Consider the following 15709-nt stretch of genomic DNA (forward strand, 5'->3'; position numbering starts at 1 on the left):
TTGAGAGCATACAAAGACAGGAAGTTGAGGCTGCTGAAGTCGCATTGGCGAACGGCCATTAATACACTGCAAGGCTTAGTTCGGGATCCACAAGCAAGCTATTAAATTCGTGGGGATCCCTCAGGGTTGGCATCGATTACCGTACCGTTAGCATCGGTAATTAAAATCGCTAACGGCATTTGCTCAAAGATCCCACCACATAAACGTTGAAATCTAGATGAGCGATCGCGTTCAATAGCTAAACTTGCAAGCAGCGCCGCCTCAGAGATCAGCTCTAAATCATCGGCATTTGGACTTTTGGCCTCGCTGTAATACATCGCGAATGTACCTAATACCCGGCCGTCAGCCCCTAGAATAGGCTCAGACCAGCAGGACTTCAAACCAACAGACAGCGGTAATTCTCTATAAAGAACCCAATTATCATGGCTCGCAATATCGTCAACAATAACCCGTTTCCCAGAAAACGCAGCCGCACCACAGGAGCCCACATTAGGCCCAATTTCAATACCATGAATAGCATTATTATAATGTTCTGAAATATTCGGAGCCGCCGCTTTAAGTAGCCGTTTACCATCAGCGCTGAGTAATAATATAGACCCCTTGCTACCGATCTTCTTCTCTTCAATTAGCCGTACAATTGCATGTAAGACGGGTTTTAATGGCGACTCACCGACTAACATAGCTAAGATGGCAGCATAGCGTTTTGCACTAATAGCACATGTTTTGATAGGGCTAGGATAGTATTCATTCTTGGTACTATGAGCGTTCATTATTATTAGTATGCTCTACAGATAATTCAAAAATTATTGGTTTATTTTACTCAATAGCCAACATCTTACAATCAGTAAACCGCGACTTCTCCAAAAATCAGATAAAACACTTTGCATATTGCATGCAAAGATATTATGCGTTAATTATTTGTACTAATTCAGGATAGTTAACTAGCCAGTTTTGGAGTATTTAACCACATAGTCTCCACAAGAACATATTGACTAGCAACAAATGCTAAAAATGTTAAAATTAAATAGGAATCGTTCAATCTTTTGAATTGTCGGAGATAACAGCTTTCCCTTCCACATTAGCTTTGGCATAGATATACTCGACCTCTATTAACACTAGTAGTCACTATTTAAGGTAAGCCCAAATGGCAAAGATGGATTTCTCAGTAATCAATGACACCACCGCTAAATCTTTTAATGAGCAAAAAAACCTTATTAAGAGAGTTTTCAAAGGGAATACCGTACTTTGCCCTATATGTAAGCAAGCGCTAGAGATGAAGTTACCGACGAAAGATCAACAAGAAACAATTTCGGGGATCCGCTGCAAAAAAGGTTGCACTGATATTGAGCTAGATATGGAATTAGTTCTATAAAGCATAAATCTTAGTTGTTAGCAGGCTGCTTATTTTAGTTTTACGTTCAGAGCTAAAAGCAGCCATTGTGTAAAAGGCGTTGAACTTTATTAAAATTGATAGGTTATACCTAACCCAAAGCCACTTGAAGCCATATCAAATATAAAATCATTGTCATCATAATCAAGGTCCAAATACCTAAAACTGTATTTTAATGCCCAGTTCTCAGAGAGATCTTGGTTCATGGTTAAGTTCACTCCCCATGAAAAATCAGAGCCGATGCCGAAACCACCTACATCGGCACGACTTATAAGGTAAAAGCCCTCACTAAAGCTCCACTTATTTTTAATTCCTATCAGCGGATCATACCAATCATCGCCAAAACTCGGCTCTCTATTCAATTCAAAAAAACGAACCTCTAGTGTGTTACTGATGTCGACAGCACGCGCGCCGGCATAGACATACCATTGATTGTTAGCTTCATTTGAAAAGCGGTAAGCCGCTACGATATCGAGCATCTTTTGTTTGGCAGTCAGTTCAGCTGAAGCAAAGTCTGTTTTGGTCTCATATTTGAGTTTCATATAAACTAAGTCTAACCAAAATTGCCAGTCAGCTTTGTTTGCTTGAAAATTAAGCAGTGCAGCCCCATCTAAGTTTTCAAATATTTCGCTAAATGACATATCCATATCAACAACAATTGGGACCCCGTTTTCGTCGATATACCCAGTTTGACCTTGCTGATTAACAAGCCAAAGGTAGGGAGATATTTCAAACTTCCAAGTCTCAGATTTTACACTTTGAGTCACTAATAGCAAAGAGGTGAATAAGCATGACAATAACCCATTCAATATTTTCGATTTAGAGATATAAGACTTAAACATAGGCGTTCCGTTCCCATTGATTCAGTAAGCAATGACAAGCCAATACCTATTTGACCATTCCCAATAAAATGCGGTCAAGTGAAGAACTTAAGGTTATGAATCGTCGCTATAATTAGCTAATAGTAAGCGTAGTAGATATTCAATGGATTACCTAAAATAGATCAGATGATTTGCAGAAAAAATTCAATGCCTTTGAGTTATTCACTGTATGAGCTTTTATAGGTAATCATGTCGTAGACAAAAGTAACTGCGACAAATTAAGGAACGCCTTTAACTCTACCGTTAACGGTTACCGCAGTTTTAATACTCAGCAGTAACGAACTAGATACTGAAACTGTTAAGGTGACAAAAATAGCGACTAGAATAACAATTTGATACTTAATCGCGATCAACGGATCGACGCCACCTAAAATCTGTCCAGTCATCATGCCCGGTAGGGTTACTAATCCAGTGGTGGCCATTGAAGCCAATATCGGTGCGAAAGATTGCTGCATTGCAGATCTAATAAAGGGCAGCGCTGCTTGGTAGCTGCTCGCACCAAGCGCAAGTGCTCCCTCATATTCAGCCTTCCTATCTTCAAAAGCGCCGAACAATCGCTGTAAAGCGACAATATTGCCGCTTAAACAGTTTCCCAACAACATTCCTGCTGTCGGTATCAAGTATTGAGCACTATATAGAGGTTCTGGAGATAACAAATAAACAATCATCAGCCATAGTATCGGAAACAAGCCGATAGACAGGCCAGTAAGTACAGGAAAATAGAGTAATCGTCGTGATAGTTTTGCTTTACTCACAATCGCACTTGCGCCAATTAACAACATCAACACTAACCATAGAAAATTGACCGATAGACTATTTAACTCAAATAAGTATTGCAGATAGACGCCAACTAAAATGAGTTGAACCAACATACGTATGACCGCATAAAGCATATCTTTATTCAAGCCGAGTTCGAAGTAGCGACTAATCGCAAACGGGATCAGCAATATAATCATAAAGCCTGCTAACTGCCACCAGCTAATATCCATCACAACTCTTCTCTAATGCTAATCTCGTTAACTAGGCAATATAATCGTAATTGTTGAAGAAATCTCGTTTATTAGCAGATAAACCTTAATCACCAAAATCTACAGAACACCACGGCGATTAATACGTTGGATATTGAAAGTTACATGAATAAACAACGGATTAACTTGAGAGTTAAAACACTGAAAAGGCAAATAGTGAGAATGCTTAGTCGAGACTAGCTCAATATTTCAAATTTGGATTAAACAAAACTTGATCAATATCTAATGATTTCATTTTACGCCTTGTTAGACTCTGACCACTTTTCGTTATTAGAAAACTTGAATATGAAGCAATATCTACGTGAACGTTTCCTCAAATATGTCGGCTTTAATACTCAGTCTGACGGTGAACATCACAGCGTCCCAAGTACTCATAACCAGTTTGTATTTGCCCAGTTCCTGCGTCAAGAGCTGGTCAGTTTAGGCTTTGATGAAGTACAACTTTCAGATAAAGGCTACTTAACAGCAACGGTTCCTGCAACTGTAGACAATGTTCCTTGTATTGGGTTCATCGCCCACTTGGATACTGCTCCAGATTACAGCGGCGATGAAGTGTCACCGCAAGTCATCGAAAACTATAATGGCCAAGCAATAGCATTAGGTCTAGAAGAGACTCTCTCACCAGCTCAATTTGAAAGCCTCAACCAATATGTTGGCCAAACGCTCATCACTACCGATGGCAGCACATTGCTCGGTGCAGACGATAAAGCTGGTATTGCAGAAATCATTACCGCTCTACACCACTTAATCACTCACCCAGAGATCCTTCACGGTAAAGTTAGACTTTGCTTTACACCTGATGAAGAGATTGGCCGCGGAGCAGACCACTTTGACGTCGAAAGCTTTGGCGCTAGCTGGGCGTACACTGTCGACGGTGGACAAGTTGGCGAGCTCGAATACGAGAACTTCAATGCCGCTACAGCAGTAATAACAGCAACAGGCAATAACTGCCATCCAGGCAGTGCGTTCGGCGTCATGATCAACGCTCAGACTATGGCAGCCCGCTTCCATGCAAAAATGCCATTAAAAGACACACCAGAATTTAGTGCTGACTATGATGGTTTTTTCCACCTTATTGGCATGGAAGGCGTCACCGAAAAAGCCACACTCACCTATATTATTCGAGATTTTGATTTAACACTGTTTGAACAAAGAAAACGCTGGTTAGCCGATTTAGTGGCAAAATATAATAGTGAGTTAAAAATAGGCAAGCTATCTATTGCACTTGAAGATTCTTATCTCAACATGAAACAGCAGATCTTGCCACACCCACATATTATCGATATAGCCAAACAAGCAATGCTTAACTTAGATATCACTCCTATTGTAAAGCCGATTAGAGGTGGTACTGACGGCGCACGTCTTTCCTATATGGGGCTCCCCTGTCCGAATATCTTCACCGGTGGCCACAATTTCCATGGAAAGCATGAATATGTTTGTCTCGAATCTATGGAAAAAGCAACGCTAACCATTATAGAGATAGCAAGATTGACAGCAACTGAGCAGGTACGAGCTTAATACCTGCGATCAAGTCTCCTCAGCAAATAAGCTAATGCCGATTCTAAAATCGGCATTTTTTATAAGTTGAGCCAAGGTAACTCCCGCTTTATCAGCGTTGATTTATGGCAGAAAAGATATAAATAGACTCTGTTTGCATCTACACTATTTACAACCTATTTAGAGAAAGAAAACCATTTATGAATGCAGCCATTATCGGCGCTACGGGTTTAATTGGTCAGCACCTACTGCAAAAGCTAATAGACTCTACTGCCTATAACAAAATTTATATGTTAGGCCGCCGCCAAGCTAGCTATCAGCCCTCTAGCACCACAGAGGTTATATTCATCGCCTGCCAATTAGACGAGCTCGCCACACTCTCATTACCAGAAAATATAGATCAAGCATTTTGCTGTTTGGGTACCACTATCAAACAAGCGGGGAGCCAAGATGCATTCATTGCCGTAGATAAAACCGCCGTTGTCGATTTCGTGCAATTATGTCAGGCAAACAGTAACTTTATTGTCACCGCACTTGGGGCGAATGCTCAATCAAACTCTTTCTATAATCGAGTCAAAGGCGAGACAGAAGCGACATTAGAGTCTAATTTATCTGACAACCTGCAGACTGAAAGCGCAGTCCATAAGCTGGTATTTTTCCAGCCAAGTCTGCTTATTGGCGAACGCACTGAACATCGTCCGCTCGAATCTTTCGGGCAAACAATTTTTAATCTAATTTCTCCGCTATTTATTGGACCATTGAAACGTTATCAACCAATTGCGGGTGACAAGGTTGCCGCAGCAATGCTGAACCTCGCTCTGGGTTCACGCTCCAATGAGTCTAACCATCAGTCTATAAACACAATTGAGCCCCGAGTCATTAGAGTAAATAATGAAGATATGCTGTGATTTGCCAAATTAAAGGCACATGGGGTTTATATCGTTAGAAGATAGATTAGAATGCCCTCCTCTTTTAAATTGAACGTCACAACTGCAGATGAAAATAAGCCAGCGCCTAAACTTAATTGAATCCATGGTAAACAACCGCTATGAGCATATATGGGATTGTTGCTGCGATCATGGCTTGTTAGGTGCCAAGCTATTAGATAATGATCGAGCTTCAGTGGTTCATTTTGTTGATGTTGTACCTGATTTAATGCGAGAGGTAAGCAATAAACTTGAGCGTTTTTACCCCGCTGCGAATGGGAAGGAACAGCGTTGGCAAGTACATTGTATAGATGTCGCTTTGTTACCATTGGTTAAAAGAACGGATAGCCAGCTGATCATCATTGCAGGAGTCGGCGGTGAACTGTTAATCAGCTTAGTCGACGCAATCATAGCAGCTCATCCACTACAGCAACTTGAGTTTATCTTATGCCCTGTCCACCATATTTTTGAAGTCCGTAAAGCACTCAAAGACCTAGGACTTGGCCTGATTGATGAGCGTCTGCTAGAAGAAAACCGCCGCTTCTATGAGGTGCTGCATGTTTCGACTCACTCTAAATTGCCAATATCATTGGTTGGTAGCCAGATGTGGGATTTGACCCGCACGCTCGATCAGCGCTATTTGCAAAAAACCTTATCTCACTACCAGCGTATTGAGTCTGGTCAATTGAGCAGGCGAATTAACACGACAACCTCAGTAACTGATGTTTCAGCTGAAGCTGTGTCGAATATCATTAAGCAATATCAAGCACTGACACCCGACAAAAAGTAGTGTTTAGCTCCGCTCTAAAATTGCCCTAATAATTAGAGGCATTCAATAATCGTATCGCGTACAATCGGCGACCAGTTGCTTTTCTCCCTCGATACAACACTTGCAAAACATTAGGCCGATTAAAACTATGCAGCTTTTAAGATCCACTATCCATCCTGACCTAGCGTCCCTCGAAGGTGAACGATTCCACCGCCAAGCAGCGCGCGGAATTATTCTTGATGGTGAGAATATTCTAATGCTATACACCGAGCGCTACCATGACTACAGTATCCCTGGGGGCGGTGTAGACGAAGGCGAAGATCTACGCCAAGGCTTAATCAGAGAGCTAGAGGAAGAAACCGGTGCCAAACATATTGATGTGATCAGTGAGTTTGGTCGTTATGAAGAGTTTAGGCCCTGGTACAAAGAGGGTTTTGACATCGTGCACATGGAGTCATTCTGTTTTGTTTGCACTATTCACCCAGAGCTTGGGGAAACTCGGCTTGAAGAACATGAGATCCAAAATGGCATGCGCCCCTTGTGGATCAATATCCATCAAGCCATTGCTCACAATGAGCACACCATAGCCAATAGCCCAAAAAAAGGAATGTCGATTGACCGTGAAACCTATTTGCTAAAACGTATAGTAAAAGAGCTTCTGTAACAGTTAAAGGCTTCTACATAGCGAAGCCTTACCAGACTACAGTGACTCTTTCGTCGCAATAGCCAGCTCTAATCGTTTTATCTCACGCTGCAATGCATTACGGTTAACTTCGTTAAAGGTCCACATCTTAATCGCTATCTGCATCATGCTACTGAGCAACAAGGTCACTCCCCAACGGATGAGTTCATGTAAACTTTCAACCACAAAGAAGAACTGATAACCTGACCACAGCATCAAGCCACTGAGTAACAGAGCAATAATACTCATCAACACCATCCAACCACCTAAGCGACCTTTGTAGGCATCGCCCAGCATCGCAAATAAAGATGCATCAGCGGTTTGCTGCTGACTCAATTGAGCCTTCTCTTTAGCTAATTCTTGGCGGATCTTTTTATCGATATCCATAACTAATTCTCCTGCTCTAAAACCTGTTTAAATAACTTTCTAGCTCTAAATAAGCGTGATTTAACGGTACCTTCCGGGATCTCCAAAATGTTTGAAATTTCAGCAATACTCAACTCTTCTAAATAGAATAGGTATATTGCCTGCCCTTCAAGCGGTGGCAGTTTGGAAAGCCCTAGTTTGACTCCCTCCATAACCTCTTCCGGCTCTGTTTCGACCGCCTCACACTCGCTAATTTCTATATCTGACAAACTTTTATAACGATTCTTAACTTTCAGATAGTCCAACACTTGCCAACGAACGAGCCTAAATACCCAAGCATTGATGGTTGCTGGATCCTCGAGTTTATAAATTGTTTTCGATAACTTGATCAGTGCATCCTGCACCGCATCTTGTGCCAAGGTAGAGTCACCCGCTATTTTTGCAGCAAACCCCAACGCACTCGGATAAAAGTGTTGGCACAATGCTGAAAAAGCGTGCTTATCTCCCGCTTGAGCTTCTAATACCCACAACTCAACTTGCGCTTGCAGCATAGTTTATGTGTCACTCCATCTAGTATTTACTACAAAGACGATTACTAGAGATAAAAGGTTCACTAAAAATAAAAAAGGGAGCAAATGCTCCCTTTCAATCTTCTAAATATTAGAAATAAACAAACAGATTGATAATCATTGCATTAATAATATCGATGAAGAAACCACACACTAATGGCACAATAATAAATGCTCTGTGCGCTGCTCCATATTGCTGAGTCACCGCTGTCATGTTAACAATTGCGGTCGCAGTAGAACCAAGCGTCACCCCGCCAAAACCAGAACAGATCACCGCAGCCTCATAATCTTTACCCATCAAGCGAAACACAACGAATATAGTAAACACCACAGAAAGTAGCACTTGTAGAGTCATCACCACCGAAATGTATAATAAACTGCCCTCAAGCTCCCAGATCTTTAAACTCATCAATGCCATGGTGAGAAACATGCCAAGGCAGATATCTTGAATTAAAGACAGACCACGAGAAGCATCTTCGATATAAGTCCGGTCTTTGTTCTTACGACGATTGATTATTGCTCGGCCTAAGTTTCCGATGATGATCCCAGCCAATAAACAAGCAACAAACATAGGCAGTTTTAGTCCCGCCTCTTGCATCGACAGGTCGATGAAATAACCAACAATAAGCGTAACGTTTAGCCATAACCAAGCACGTAATACCCCAAAATAATCAACCTTCATATGCGAAGTATTATTTTGATGGCTGGTACCAATATCAAGCTCTTCATTATGATTAGCTTTTACTTGATGACGCTTCATCAAATAGGCGGCGATTGGGCCACCAATCACACAAGCAGAAATAAGGCCTAAAGTATTTGATGCGATACCAAGTTCACTGGCATTGACGATCCCCAACTCTTCAACGAAAGTCGGCGTCCAAGCCATCGCAGTGCCTACACCGCCGATAAGTGAAATCGAACCCGACATCAAGCCAGCTTTGGGATCTAATCCAAACAGCGTCGCAACAGTTACCCCGGTGAAATTCTGTAAAAAGATAAACACGCTTGCCAATACAATCAGGATCAGCAACGGCTTGCCCCCTTTGAGCAAAGTGGCAAAGTCAGCTTTCAGTCCAATTCCCGCAAAAAAGTACAGCAATAATGTATCTCTGACCGCTAGATTGAACTCAATTTGAATATCAAAGGCGTAATACAATATGCCAACCACTGCAGCACAAGCAAAACCACCCACTACAGGTTCTGGAATACTGTATTTACGCAACAATTCATAGCGAGAGATAATCCCTTTACCAATAAACAGCGCAATAATGGCGAGCGTGAAAGACACAAAGTCTTTAATCTCTACTAATTGTGGTTCCATAAAGATAGCTATCCCTAAAAATACTTTGAAAAAAACAATACAATCATTTGATATAGCGCCGAAGCGCAGCAAAAGGTTAAACAGATGTTATCAACATTAAAGTTAACAGGTTTTAACGCCATGACATAGCGTAAATAGAGATCTAAATGAGCCGAAATTAACCTCGACAAAGGTTTCAACTAATCCGCCATAACCACGCTGTGAATTTATCAAAGACGAATCTAGTCGCTTATTTCTCTTTCACAAATTCGTATAGGCTAAGGCTAGCGTTAAAGAAAACTTTCACAATCGCTAGTTACAATCAAGCTGATTTGGTGGCAGCAATCAACGGTGTGCCTGCTGATTATTAGATGTGAAGATAAAAAAAACGGCCAATCGGCCGTTTAATCTTAAACTCTACTTTTCAGGTTGAGGCGGATAGCTTTGTAACAGTGCACCTATGGCAGCGTTAACAACTTCAACACGCTCTTCTGGCGTATCTTTGTCGCGCACAGTATCAGCGACAGAACCACGCCACATCAACTTACCTGATTTGGTATCGACCAAATCAACAATCAATGTTCCAACTTCATATTCGCGCACAGTGGTTTGAGTATGACCCATCCCCATTCCTCTGCCCCAGCCAGCGCCATAATATGGGTTATAACCATAGTTACTATTAAAGGTATCGACATTAATTTTCTTATCAACTTTAGTAAGATAGTTAACTAATACATCTGCTTTGTCTGCACCAACTAAGCTTAACCCCTTAAGTTGCAGCTGGTCGTTAACCGCTGAACGTATACGTTGATCCATTAATCCATCAAGATGATATGCCGCTTTATCGGTCTTTTTTTCAACCCAAGCATAGGTTTTGACATCTGCAAAATTAACCCCTGGATCATAATCAGAGCTTGTCTTAAGTGAGCTACAAGCACTAAGTGCTAATGCAGCAATAATAACTAAAACCTTTTTCATATTCTCTCCACTATGCCAACGGCATTCAGACACTGTTTTAAATAAGCTTACATAGCAATCTATTAATCTACAACTCAATTTTAGTAAATCAGCTTCTGGTTCAGCTTGACTTAAGTAATTAAGTTAATGATAATGATTATCAGTTACTGTTAAATAGGCTTTTTTATTATGCTCTGGTTCATCATCGCTATTATTGCTGCAAGTATTATGTTTGTCTTTACGCCAGAAAAAGCGGTTCAACATGCTGACAATAGCCCGTCTTTCTTTAGTAAGCTAAGCCAGCATTCGTTGCTATTGTTACCTATTATCGTCCTGACTTGGCTAGTTGTTGCCATCATCAGTGCTCCAATCACCCCCTTTGCAGGAACCGCTGTTGGGTTTGTACTCACTTCCTGCGCAGTTGCTTTACCTCAATTGCACCGATATCTCGCAGTGATAGCCAGCTTAACCTTTGCAGCATTACTAATAGAGCTTTCTTTATACCTCTAACCTTGTTCTTGGTCGCCAATACCATTAGCTATTGGCGATTGAAGATATCCACTCTTTTGACTCCCGCTTCAACAGCATCTTTGTTAGACTACGCTTATCAGTAATTCATCAATAATATTTATGAAATCCGATCCGAACGTCTCATTAGTCTACAGCACCGATATTGGCAGAATCACCGAGGAAAAAGCGACTCAAAGTGCCCCAACTGGTGATGGTATTGTCAGAATACATAAAGATAGCAAAGGCCGAAAAGGAAAAGGCGTGTCGGTTATTAAGGGATTAGGCCTTGCAGAAAAAGAGCTTAAAACCCTGGCCCAAAAGCTAAAGAAACAGTGCGGCTGTGGCGGTACTGTCAAAGATTTTGGTATTGAAGTGCAAACAGATAATAGAGAGCAACTTAAAGCGCTACTCGAAAAGTTAGGTTACACAGTAAAGCTTGCTGGCGGCTAACCACTAAGGACGTTTTATGGATAGCTTGGAAAATCAATTTCTTATCGCAATGCCCTCTTTGAATGATACTTTTTTCGAACGCTCACTCATCTATATCTGTGAACATGATGAAAAAGGCGCAATGGGGATTATGATTAACCGCCCTAGCGGCATCATCGTCGATGAACTGTTACAACAGATGGAACTCGCGGAAGAGCCGCAACCAGTTACCTCACTCGGTAGAGAAGTACTTGTGGGTGGCCCAGTTAATCCTGAGCGCGGCTTTGTACTGCATACCAACCAAGATTGCTGGAGCAATAGTGATCCCATTACTGACTCACTGATGCTGACCACTTCTCAAGATATTCTTAGTTGTTTAGGTTCAGATAAAGCGCCCGATAAATTTCTTATCGCACTGGGCTATGCAGGGTGGACAAGAGGCCAACTAGAGCAAGAGATAGCGGATAATTCTTGGTTATCCGTTCCTGCAACCGCTGAACTTCTTTTTGATATTGAACATGAAGAGCGCTGGCAACTAGCAGCAGAGTCACTTGGCTTTGATATCTGGCAACTGTCCAATTTGGCAGGACACGCGTAAAGTAAGTCAAACTCTGGAGTGAGAAATGAGTTCACAAACTGTATTAGGTTTTGATTACGGTACAAAAAGTATTGGTATCGCAATTGGCCAACAATTAACAGCAAGCGCACGACCATTAATATCGATAAAAGCGGTTGACGGTATCCCTAAATGGGAAGAGATAGCTGCAATTATTACTGAATGGAAACCTGACTTAATTGTGGTGGGCCTACCTCTCAATATGGACGGTACTGAACAAGAGATAACACTTAGAGCCAAAAAATTTGGTAACAGGCTAAATGGGCGTTTCGGCGTCAAAGTGGTTACTCAGGATGAGCGCTTAACAACAGCAGATGCCAAAGCACGACTTTTTGAGATGGGCGGCTATAAAGCACTAACCAAAGGCCAAGTCGATGCAATGTCTGCAGTATTGATTATTGAAAGCTACTTTGAAAATCAATATAGCTAAGCCATATTCATTTCCATATTGAAAAAGCAGCTTACGAGCTGCTTTTTCGCTTAAGAAACGTTAAAAATAAAAAGTTAAGATTAATCTTTTGAATTTGCTTGTTCTTTCTCTTGCTCTTCTTCCTCAAGCTGTTTAATCAACAGCTCTAATCGCAGCTTTTCTAACTCCTCACTGCTAGCGACTTTAGCCTCCCACTCGGGTTCCCCTTCCAACGCCTTTGCACCCGAATAGGCACTATAAGACAAGGCTGATAAAGCAGACACGCAAAGTATAAAACCAACTGATGTGATATTTTTCATTATTACTTCCTTGTAGTTTAGGTTTAGAGTGACATCCAGCTACTCTTTATTTAGGTTGCTTATTGAACATATCAGAAAACATAAGATTTACAAGCCTGATATTATTTAGCATTTCCAGCGTGACTCATTGTTACTTTTCCTTAATTTTAGGCATAAAAAAACCGAGGTAACTAATCACCTCGGCTATTTTCAACGCTTATCGCTAATCTGCTTTTTTATACTCAGTGTAAGCTTCACCCTCTTTAAGCCACTGAGGTGCAGGTTTACCTTTTAAGTAGTGATCAAAATATTCCATCATTCGAATACTGTAATCTAACTTATTAGGGTACTTTTTAAGGTGATGAGGTTCATCCTGATACTGCAGGAATACCACATCTTTACCAGCTCGGCGCATCGCTAAATACAACTCAACACCTTGCTCCCAAGGCACTGCATCGTCTTTATCGCCAAACATAATCATCATTGGCGTGTTAATTCGTTCAACATAAAATACAGGCGAATTCTCGATGTACTTTTGTGGTGATTTGAATAGGCTTTCACCTATGCGGCTTTGACCCGTTTCATACTGAAACTGCCTTGCTAAACCACTGCCATGACGTATGCCACTGTATGCACTTGTCATATTAGACACTGGTGCACCTGTAACTGCGGCTTTAAATATATTGGTTTTAGTCACTGCAAATGCAGTTTGGTAACCCGCCCATGAATGTCCTTGGATCCCAACGCCTTGTGGGTCGGCAATACCGATATCAATTAGATGTTGCACCCCAGAAGTTAACGCTTGTACAGAGCTATCTCCAGGGTAACCGACTTCAAAGCGGATATCAGGTAAAAAGACCGCGTAACCATTGTCAGCGAACCAAGCAAAGTTCGGACGATGATTAAGCTTCATTTGCGGGAACGAATGTAACCTGTCACTCATAAAGCGATAGTAGTAAACTAGTACCGGGTAACGCTGACCCTCAACGTAGTTAGTCGGCTTAATCAGCACACCATCAAGCGACTTACCATCGCCATTGGTCCATTGTACTAACTCAGACTTACCCCAGTTAAATGCCCGTCTTTGTTTATCTAAATCTGTCTGACGGGTTGCGTTCTGTGGTGATAAATAGTCAGCGGTATAAAGATCAGGGAAGAGATCATATTGCTCTTTAGAGAACACCACGGTTTCCGCGTCTTTACTACGAGCTAGTAGCTTTAACTTGTAGTCACCCCCTACAAGTTTAGTCACGCCTGCAGTGCCTATTTGTGCTTGATAAAAACCATCACCTTTGGTGATATCGCTATAACCTTGGAGTAGCACCTGTTGGTTATTGCTCAATACACTTGGACTGTCTTTATCCTCAACCAATCCAGTCACACGATATTGCACTCCCTCTTTACGTCCCTGACCTGCAGTCAGGTTAAAGGTCTCGTGAGAAAGAGTATTTAACTGCCAGATGTCGAACTTGTCATAAATAAGCAGCCCTGAATCATCAGCGAGCCACGGACCAAAACCATATCCTGGCGCATTCGATGGATAATCGTGATCTTCGTCGGCAAAGGATACATCTAGGTTCTTAGTGACATTAATTTTCCTATCATTAGCAATTTCATATAGGAAAGCATTTCCTTGCAGGTAATAAGCAACAAACTTTTCATTGGGTGATAGAACAGGCTCTGACCCACTGCTCTGTTGACTCAACACCGGAATTTTACGACCGGTATTAATATCGACTAAATAAAAATCACGATAAAAGCCAGCCCAAGTGATCATCTTTCTATAGGGGAGATCAGAACTAGCCAGCGCATAACGTTGCTGTTGTTGAATCTCTACATCAGGAACTTGCAAGTCTGCAAGTTGCACCAGGTTATTACCACTGACATGCAGTACAGCAAGATAAGTACGCTTAAGCTCTTTCTTATACTGCTTTACTTCATGAGGCTTAATGCGAGGATCATCACCGTGCCAAACTCGAAGAGCGCGTTGACCGGTAATGATATTTTGATCATACAAATCCGCTTCTTTTTCTACTTTAGCTAACTCAATTTGTTGACTGACCTGTGGCACTCGTCCGAAAAACAAGCGTTGACTGTCATCAGAGAAGCGTAATGAAGCGTAACGATTTAAAGTCCACTCTTCTGAAGTCGGCGTAGTGCTTATGTTTCCCGACTCAATATTGAACAGAGATAATGAGTATTCGCGTCCGAATGGCGCTTGTTTAGCATTACCGAAAGTAAAACCTAAGTATTTACCATCGTCACTTAATGCCAATGACCCAAGCTGCTGCTGTTTTAAACTATGGACTATCTTGGCGGTATTGTTAGCCAAACTGACTAACCTTAGCTCGTGTTTGTCAGTCGTTACATTATTTATTGCAAGCGCAAAGTGCTTACCAGACTTGTCAAAATTAAATGCGGTAACATCTTTAAAGGTAATCGATTTTAGTTCATTAAGTGCAACAAGCTCAACCGTTGAGCCTTTATCGTAATCATCAACTTTAATGTCTTTTTTACTTGTTTCAGCGTTATCTTTAGCTTTAGTCTCTTTTTTCTTGTCTTCAGCTTCATACCAAATGGCTATATGTGAGCCGGTTTCGTTAAATTCAAACGACTTAACCCGCTCATAACGCAGCTCTTTGCCCGTATTGGTATCGACTAACACCATACCTGACTTAAGTTTCTTCTTTTCTTTCTTTGACGCCATCTCAGTTGTCAGCAAAGGTTGCTTGTCAACAAAGGCAACATAACGACCGTCATGGCTTACCTTTGGCTTGCTGCCACCTTTTACACTAAACTCTTTTTTTGTGGTCAGGTTTTTAACTAAACCGCGGCTATCGCCTCTGTCTGGTGAAACCTCAACCGCCAGAGTTTTGCCTGTATCCGAGATCACAGGTTTGCTGAGTGATTCGAATCTCATGATGTCGTCAGGAGTGATTGTATGGGTCGCTGCATAGAGGCTTACTGGTAATAGACTCGCCGTAAATAACAGCAGAGATTTGATAGGTAATGACTTCAAGGTCTTCCTCATTTTTATATAGTTATTAGACTAAAGTAGACTTTTTTAACCTTTAACGATCA

Annotated in this window: 18 protein-coding genes; 9 read left to right on the top strand and 9 right to left on the bottom strand. The window is 41.4% G+C overall.

The window, feature by feature from the left end:
• Positions 1–101: 101 nt before the first annotated feature.
• Positions 102–770: a GAF domain-containing protein gene (locus K5R16_RS09035; RefSeq protein ID WP_220737240.1), complete on the bottom strand. Its 669-nt coding sequence runs from the start codon at positions 768–770 to the stop codon at positions 102–104.
• 374 nt (positions 771–1144) lie between these two features.
• On the opposite strand from K5R16_RS09035, the gene K5R16_RS09040 reads away from it, so the two are divergent.
• Complete coding sequence (locus K5R16_RS09040) at positions 1145–1372, top strand: hypothetical protein (protein ID WP_220737241.1); 228 nt, start codon at positions 1145–1147, stop codon at positions 1370–1372.
• A gap of 89 nt (positions 1373–1461) precedes the next feature.
• On the opposite strand, the gene K5R16_RS09045 is transcribed toward K5R16_RS09040, so the two are convergent.
• Together K5R16_RS09045 and K5R16_RS09050 are read right to left on the bottom strand one after the other, a co-directional pair.
• The gene (locus K5R16_RS09045) at positions 1462–2232 is read right to left on the bottom strand and encodes a hypothetical protein (RefSeq protein ID WP_220737242.1); all 771 of its coding nucleotides are present in this window, start codon (positions 2230–2232) and stop codon (positions 1462–1464) included.
• A gap of 257 nt (positions 2233–2489) precedes the next feature.
• On the bottom strand, positions 2490–3260 hold the full coding sequence (locus K5R16_RS09050) for an ABC transporter permease (RefSeq protein ID WP_220737243.1): 771 nt from the start codon (positions 3258–3260) through the stop codon (positions 2490–2492).
• A 324-nt stretch (positions 3261–3584) separates the two neighbouring features.
• Here K5R16_RS09050 and pepT point away from each other — a divergent pair, with 324 nt between their 5' ends.
• From pepT to K5R16_RS09070, 4 genes are all read left to right on the top strand, one after another.
• Positions 3585–4817, top strand: coding sequence for a peptidase T (gene pepT / locus K5R16_RS09055; protein WP_220737244.1), 1233 nt, complete (start codon positions 3585–3587; stop codon positions 4815–4817).
• 179 nt (positions 4818–4996) lie between these two features.
• Entirely contained in the window at positions 4997–5704 is a 708-nt protein-coding gene (locus K5R16_RS09060; protein WP_220737245.1) for an NAD-dependent epimerase/dehydratase family protein, read from the top strand.
• Between the two features lie 88 nt (positions 5705–5792).
• Entirely contained in the window at positions 5793–6512 is a 720-nt protein-coding gene (locus K5R16_RS09065) for a tRNA (adenine(22)-N(1))-methyltransferase TrmK (protein WP_220737246.1), read from the top strand.
• A gap of 127 nt (positions 6513–6639) precedes the next feature.
• On the top strand, positions 6640–7155 hold the full coding sequence (locus tag K5R16_RS09070; protein ID WP_220737247.1) for an NUDIX hydrolase: 516 nt from the start codon (positions 6640–6642) through the stop codon (positions 7153–7155).
• Between the two features lie 36 nt (positions 7156–7191).
• On the opposite strand, the gene K5R16_RS09075 is transcribed toward K5R16_RS09070, so the two are convergent.
• From K5R16_RS09075 to K5R16_RS09090, 4 genes are all read right to left on the bottom strand, one after another.
• Positions 7192–7560, bottom strand: coding sequence for a DUF6768 family protein (locus tag K5R16_RS09075; protein WP_220737248.1), 369 nt, complete (start codon positions 7558–7560; stop codon positions 7192–7194).
• A 2-nt stretch (positions 7561–7562) separates the two neighbouring features.
• Positions 7563–8090, bottom strand: a complete 528-nt coding sequence (locus K5R16_RS09080) for an RNA polymerase sigma factor (RefSeq protein ID WP_220737249.1) — start codon at positions 8088–8090, stop codon at positions 7563–7565.
• Between the two features lie 109 nt (positions 8091–8199).
• Positions 8200–9429, bottom strand: coding sequence for a sodium/glutamate symporter (gene gltS, locus K5R16_RS09085; protein WP_220737250.1), 1230 nt, complete (start codon positions 9427–9429; stop codon positions 8200–8202).
• Between the two features lie 396 nt (positions 9430–9825).
• Positions 9826–10386 (bottom strand): DUF4136 domain-containing protein, encoded by a 561-nt coding sequence (locus tag K5R16_RS09090; protein ID WP_220737251.1) that lies wholly within the window; start codon positions 10384–10386, stop codon positions 9826–9828.
• 168 nt (positions 10387–10554) lie between these two features.
• On the opposite strand from K5R16_RS09090, the gene K5R16_RS09095 reads away from it, so the two are divergent.
• The 4 genes from K5R16_RS09095 (at position 10555) to ruvX (ending at position 12350) form a co-directional block, all read left to right on the top strand.
• Positions 10555–10875, top strand: coding sequence for a hypothetical protein (locus K5R16_RS09095; protein ID WP_220737252.1), 321 nt, complete (start codon positions 10555–10557; stop codon positions 10873–10875).
• A 120-nt stretch (positions 10876–10995) separates the two neighbouring features.
• Positions 10996–11325, top strand: coding sequence for a stress response translation initiation inhibitor YciH (gene yciH, locus K5R16_RS09100; RefSeq protein WP_220737253.1), 330 nt, complete (start codon positions 10996–10998; stop codon positions 11323–11325).
• A 16-nt stretch (positions 11326–11341) separates the two neighbouring features.
• Positions 11342–11902 (top strand): YqgE/AlgH family protein, encoded by a 561-nt coding sequence (locus K5R16_RS09105; protein WP_220737254.1) that lies wholly within the window; start codon positions 11342–11344, stop codon positions 11900–11902.
• A gap of 25 nt (positions 11903–11927) precedes the next feature.
• The gene (gene ruvX / locus K5R16_RS09110; protein ID WP_220737255.1) at positions 11928–12350 is read left to right on the top strand and encodes a Holliday junction resolvase RuvX; all 423 of its coding nucleotides are present in this window, start codon (positions 11928–11930) and stop codon (positions 12348–12350) included.
• A gap of 80 nt (positions 12351–12430) precedes the next feature.
• On the opposite strand, the gene K5R16_RS09115 is transcribed toward ruvX, so the two are convergent.
• Together K5R16_RS09115 and K5R16_RS09120 are read right to left on the bottom strand one after the other, a co-directional pair.
• On the bottom strand, positions 12431–12649 hold the full coding sequence (locus K5R16_RS09115; protein WP_220737256.1) for a hypothetical protein: 219 nt from the start codon (positions 12647–12649) through the stop codon (positions 12431–12433).
• Positions 12650–12851: 202 nt separating this feature from the next.
• Complete coding sequence (locus K5R16_RS09120; protein ID WP_220737257.1) at positions 12852–15647, bottom strand: S9 family peptidase; 2796 nt, start codon at positions 15645–15647, stop codon at positions 12852–12854.
• Positions 15648–15709 lie beyond the last annotated feature (62 nt).

It is taken from the genome of Shewanella sp. c952 (assembly GCF_019654975.1).
In the GTDB taxonomy this organism is placed as follows: Bacteria; Pseudomonadota; Gammaproteobacteria; order Enterobacterales; family Shewanellaceae; genus Shewanella.

Coding starts and splice junctions, on each gene's coding strand:
- K5R16_RS09035 (WP_220737240.1), bottom strand. CDS start 770: ATGAACGCTCATAGTACCAAGAATGAATACTATCCTAGCCCTATCAAA.
- K5R16_RS09040 (WP_220737241.1), top strand. CDS start 1,145: ATGGCAAAGATGGATTTCTCAGTAATCAATGACACCACCGCTAAATCT.
- K5R16_RS09045 (WP_220737242.1), bottom strand. CDS start 2,232: ATGTTTAAGTCTTATATCTCTAAATCGAAAATATTGAATGGGTTATTG.
- K5R16_RS09050 (WP_220737243.1), bottom strand. CDS start 3,260: ATGGATATTAGCTGGTGGCAGTTAGCAGGCTTTATGATTATATTGCTG.
- pepT (WP_220737244.1), top strand. CDS start 3,585: ATGAAGCAATATCTACGTGAACGTTTCCTCAAATATGTCGGCTTTAAT.
- K5R16_RS09060 (WP_220737245.1), top strand. CDS start 4,997: ATGAATGCAGCCATTATCGGCGCTACGGGTTTAATTGGTCAGCACCTA.
- K5R16_RS09065 (WP_220737246.1), top strand. CDS start 5,793: ATGAAAATAAGCCAGCGCCTAAACTTAATTGAATCCATGGTAAACAAC.
- K5R16_RS09070 (WP_220737247.1), top strand. CDS start 6,640: ATGCAGCTTTTAAGATCCACTATCCATCCTGACCTAGCGTCCCTCGAA.
- K5R16_RS09075 (WP_220737248.1), bottom strand. CDS start 7,560: ATGGATATCGATAAAAAGATCCGCCAAGAATTAGCTAAAGAGAAGGCT.
- K5R16_RS09080 (WP_220737249.1), bottom strand. CDS start 8,090: ATGCTGCAAGCGCAAGTTGAGTTGTGGGTATTAGAAGCTCAAGCGGGA.
- gltS (WP_220737250.1), bottom strand. CDS start 9,429: ATGGAACCACAATTAGTAGAGATTAAAGACTTTGTGTCTTTCACGCTC.
- K5R16_RS09090 (WP_220737251.1), bottom strand. CDS start 10,386: ATGAAAAAGGTTTTAGTTATTATTGCTGCATTAGCACTTAGTGCTTGT.
- K5R16_RS09095 (WP_220737252.1), top strand. CDS start 10,555: ATGCTCTGGTTCATCATCGCTATTATTGCTGCAAGTATTATGTTTGTC.
- yciH (WP_220737253.1), top strand. CDS start 10,996: ATGAAATCCGATCCGAACGTCTCATTAGTCTACAGCACCGATATTGGC.
- K5R16_RS09105 (WP_220737254.1), top strand. CDS start 11,342: ATGGATAGCTTGGAAAATCAATTTCTTATCGCAATGCCCTCTTTGAAT.
- ruvX (WP_220737255.1), top strand. CDS start 11,928: ATGAGTTCACAAACTGTATTAGGTTTTGATTACGGTACAAAAAGTATT.
- K5R16_RS09115 (WP_220737256.1), bottom strand. CDS start 12,649: ATGAAAAATATCACATCAGTTGGTTTTATACTTTGCGTGTCTGCTTTA.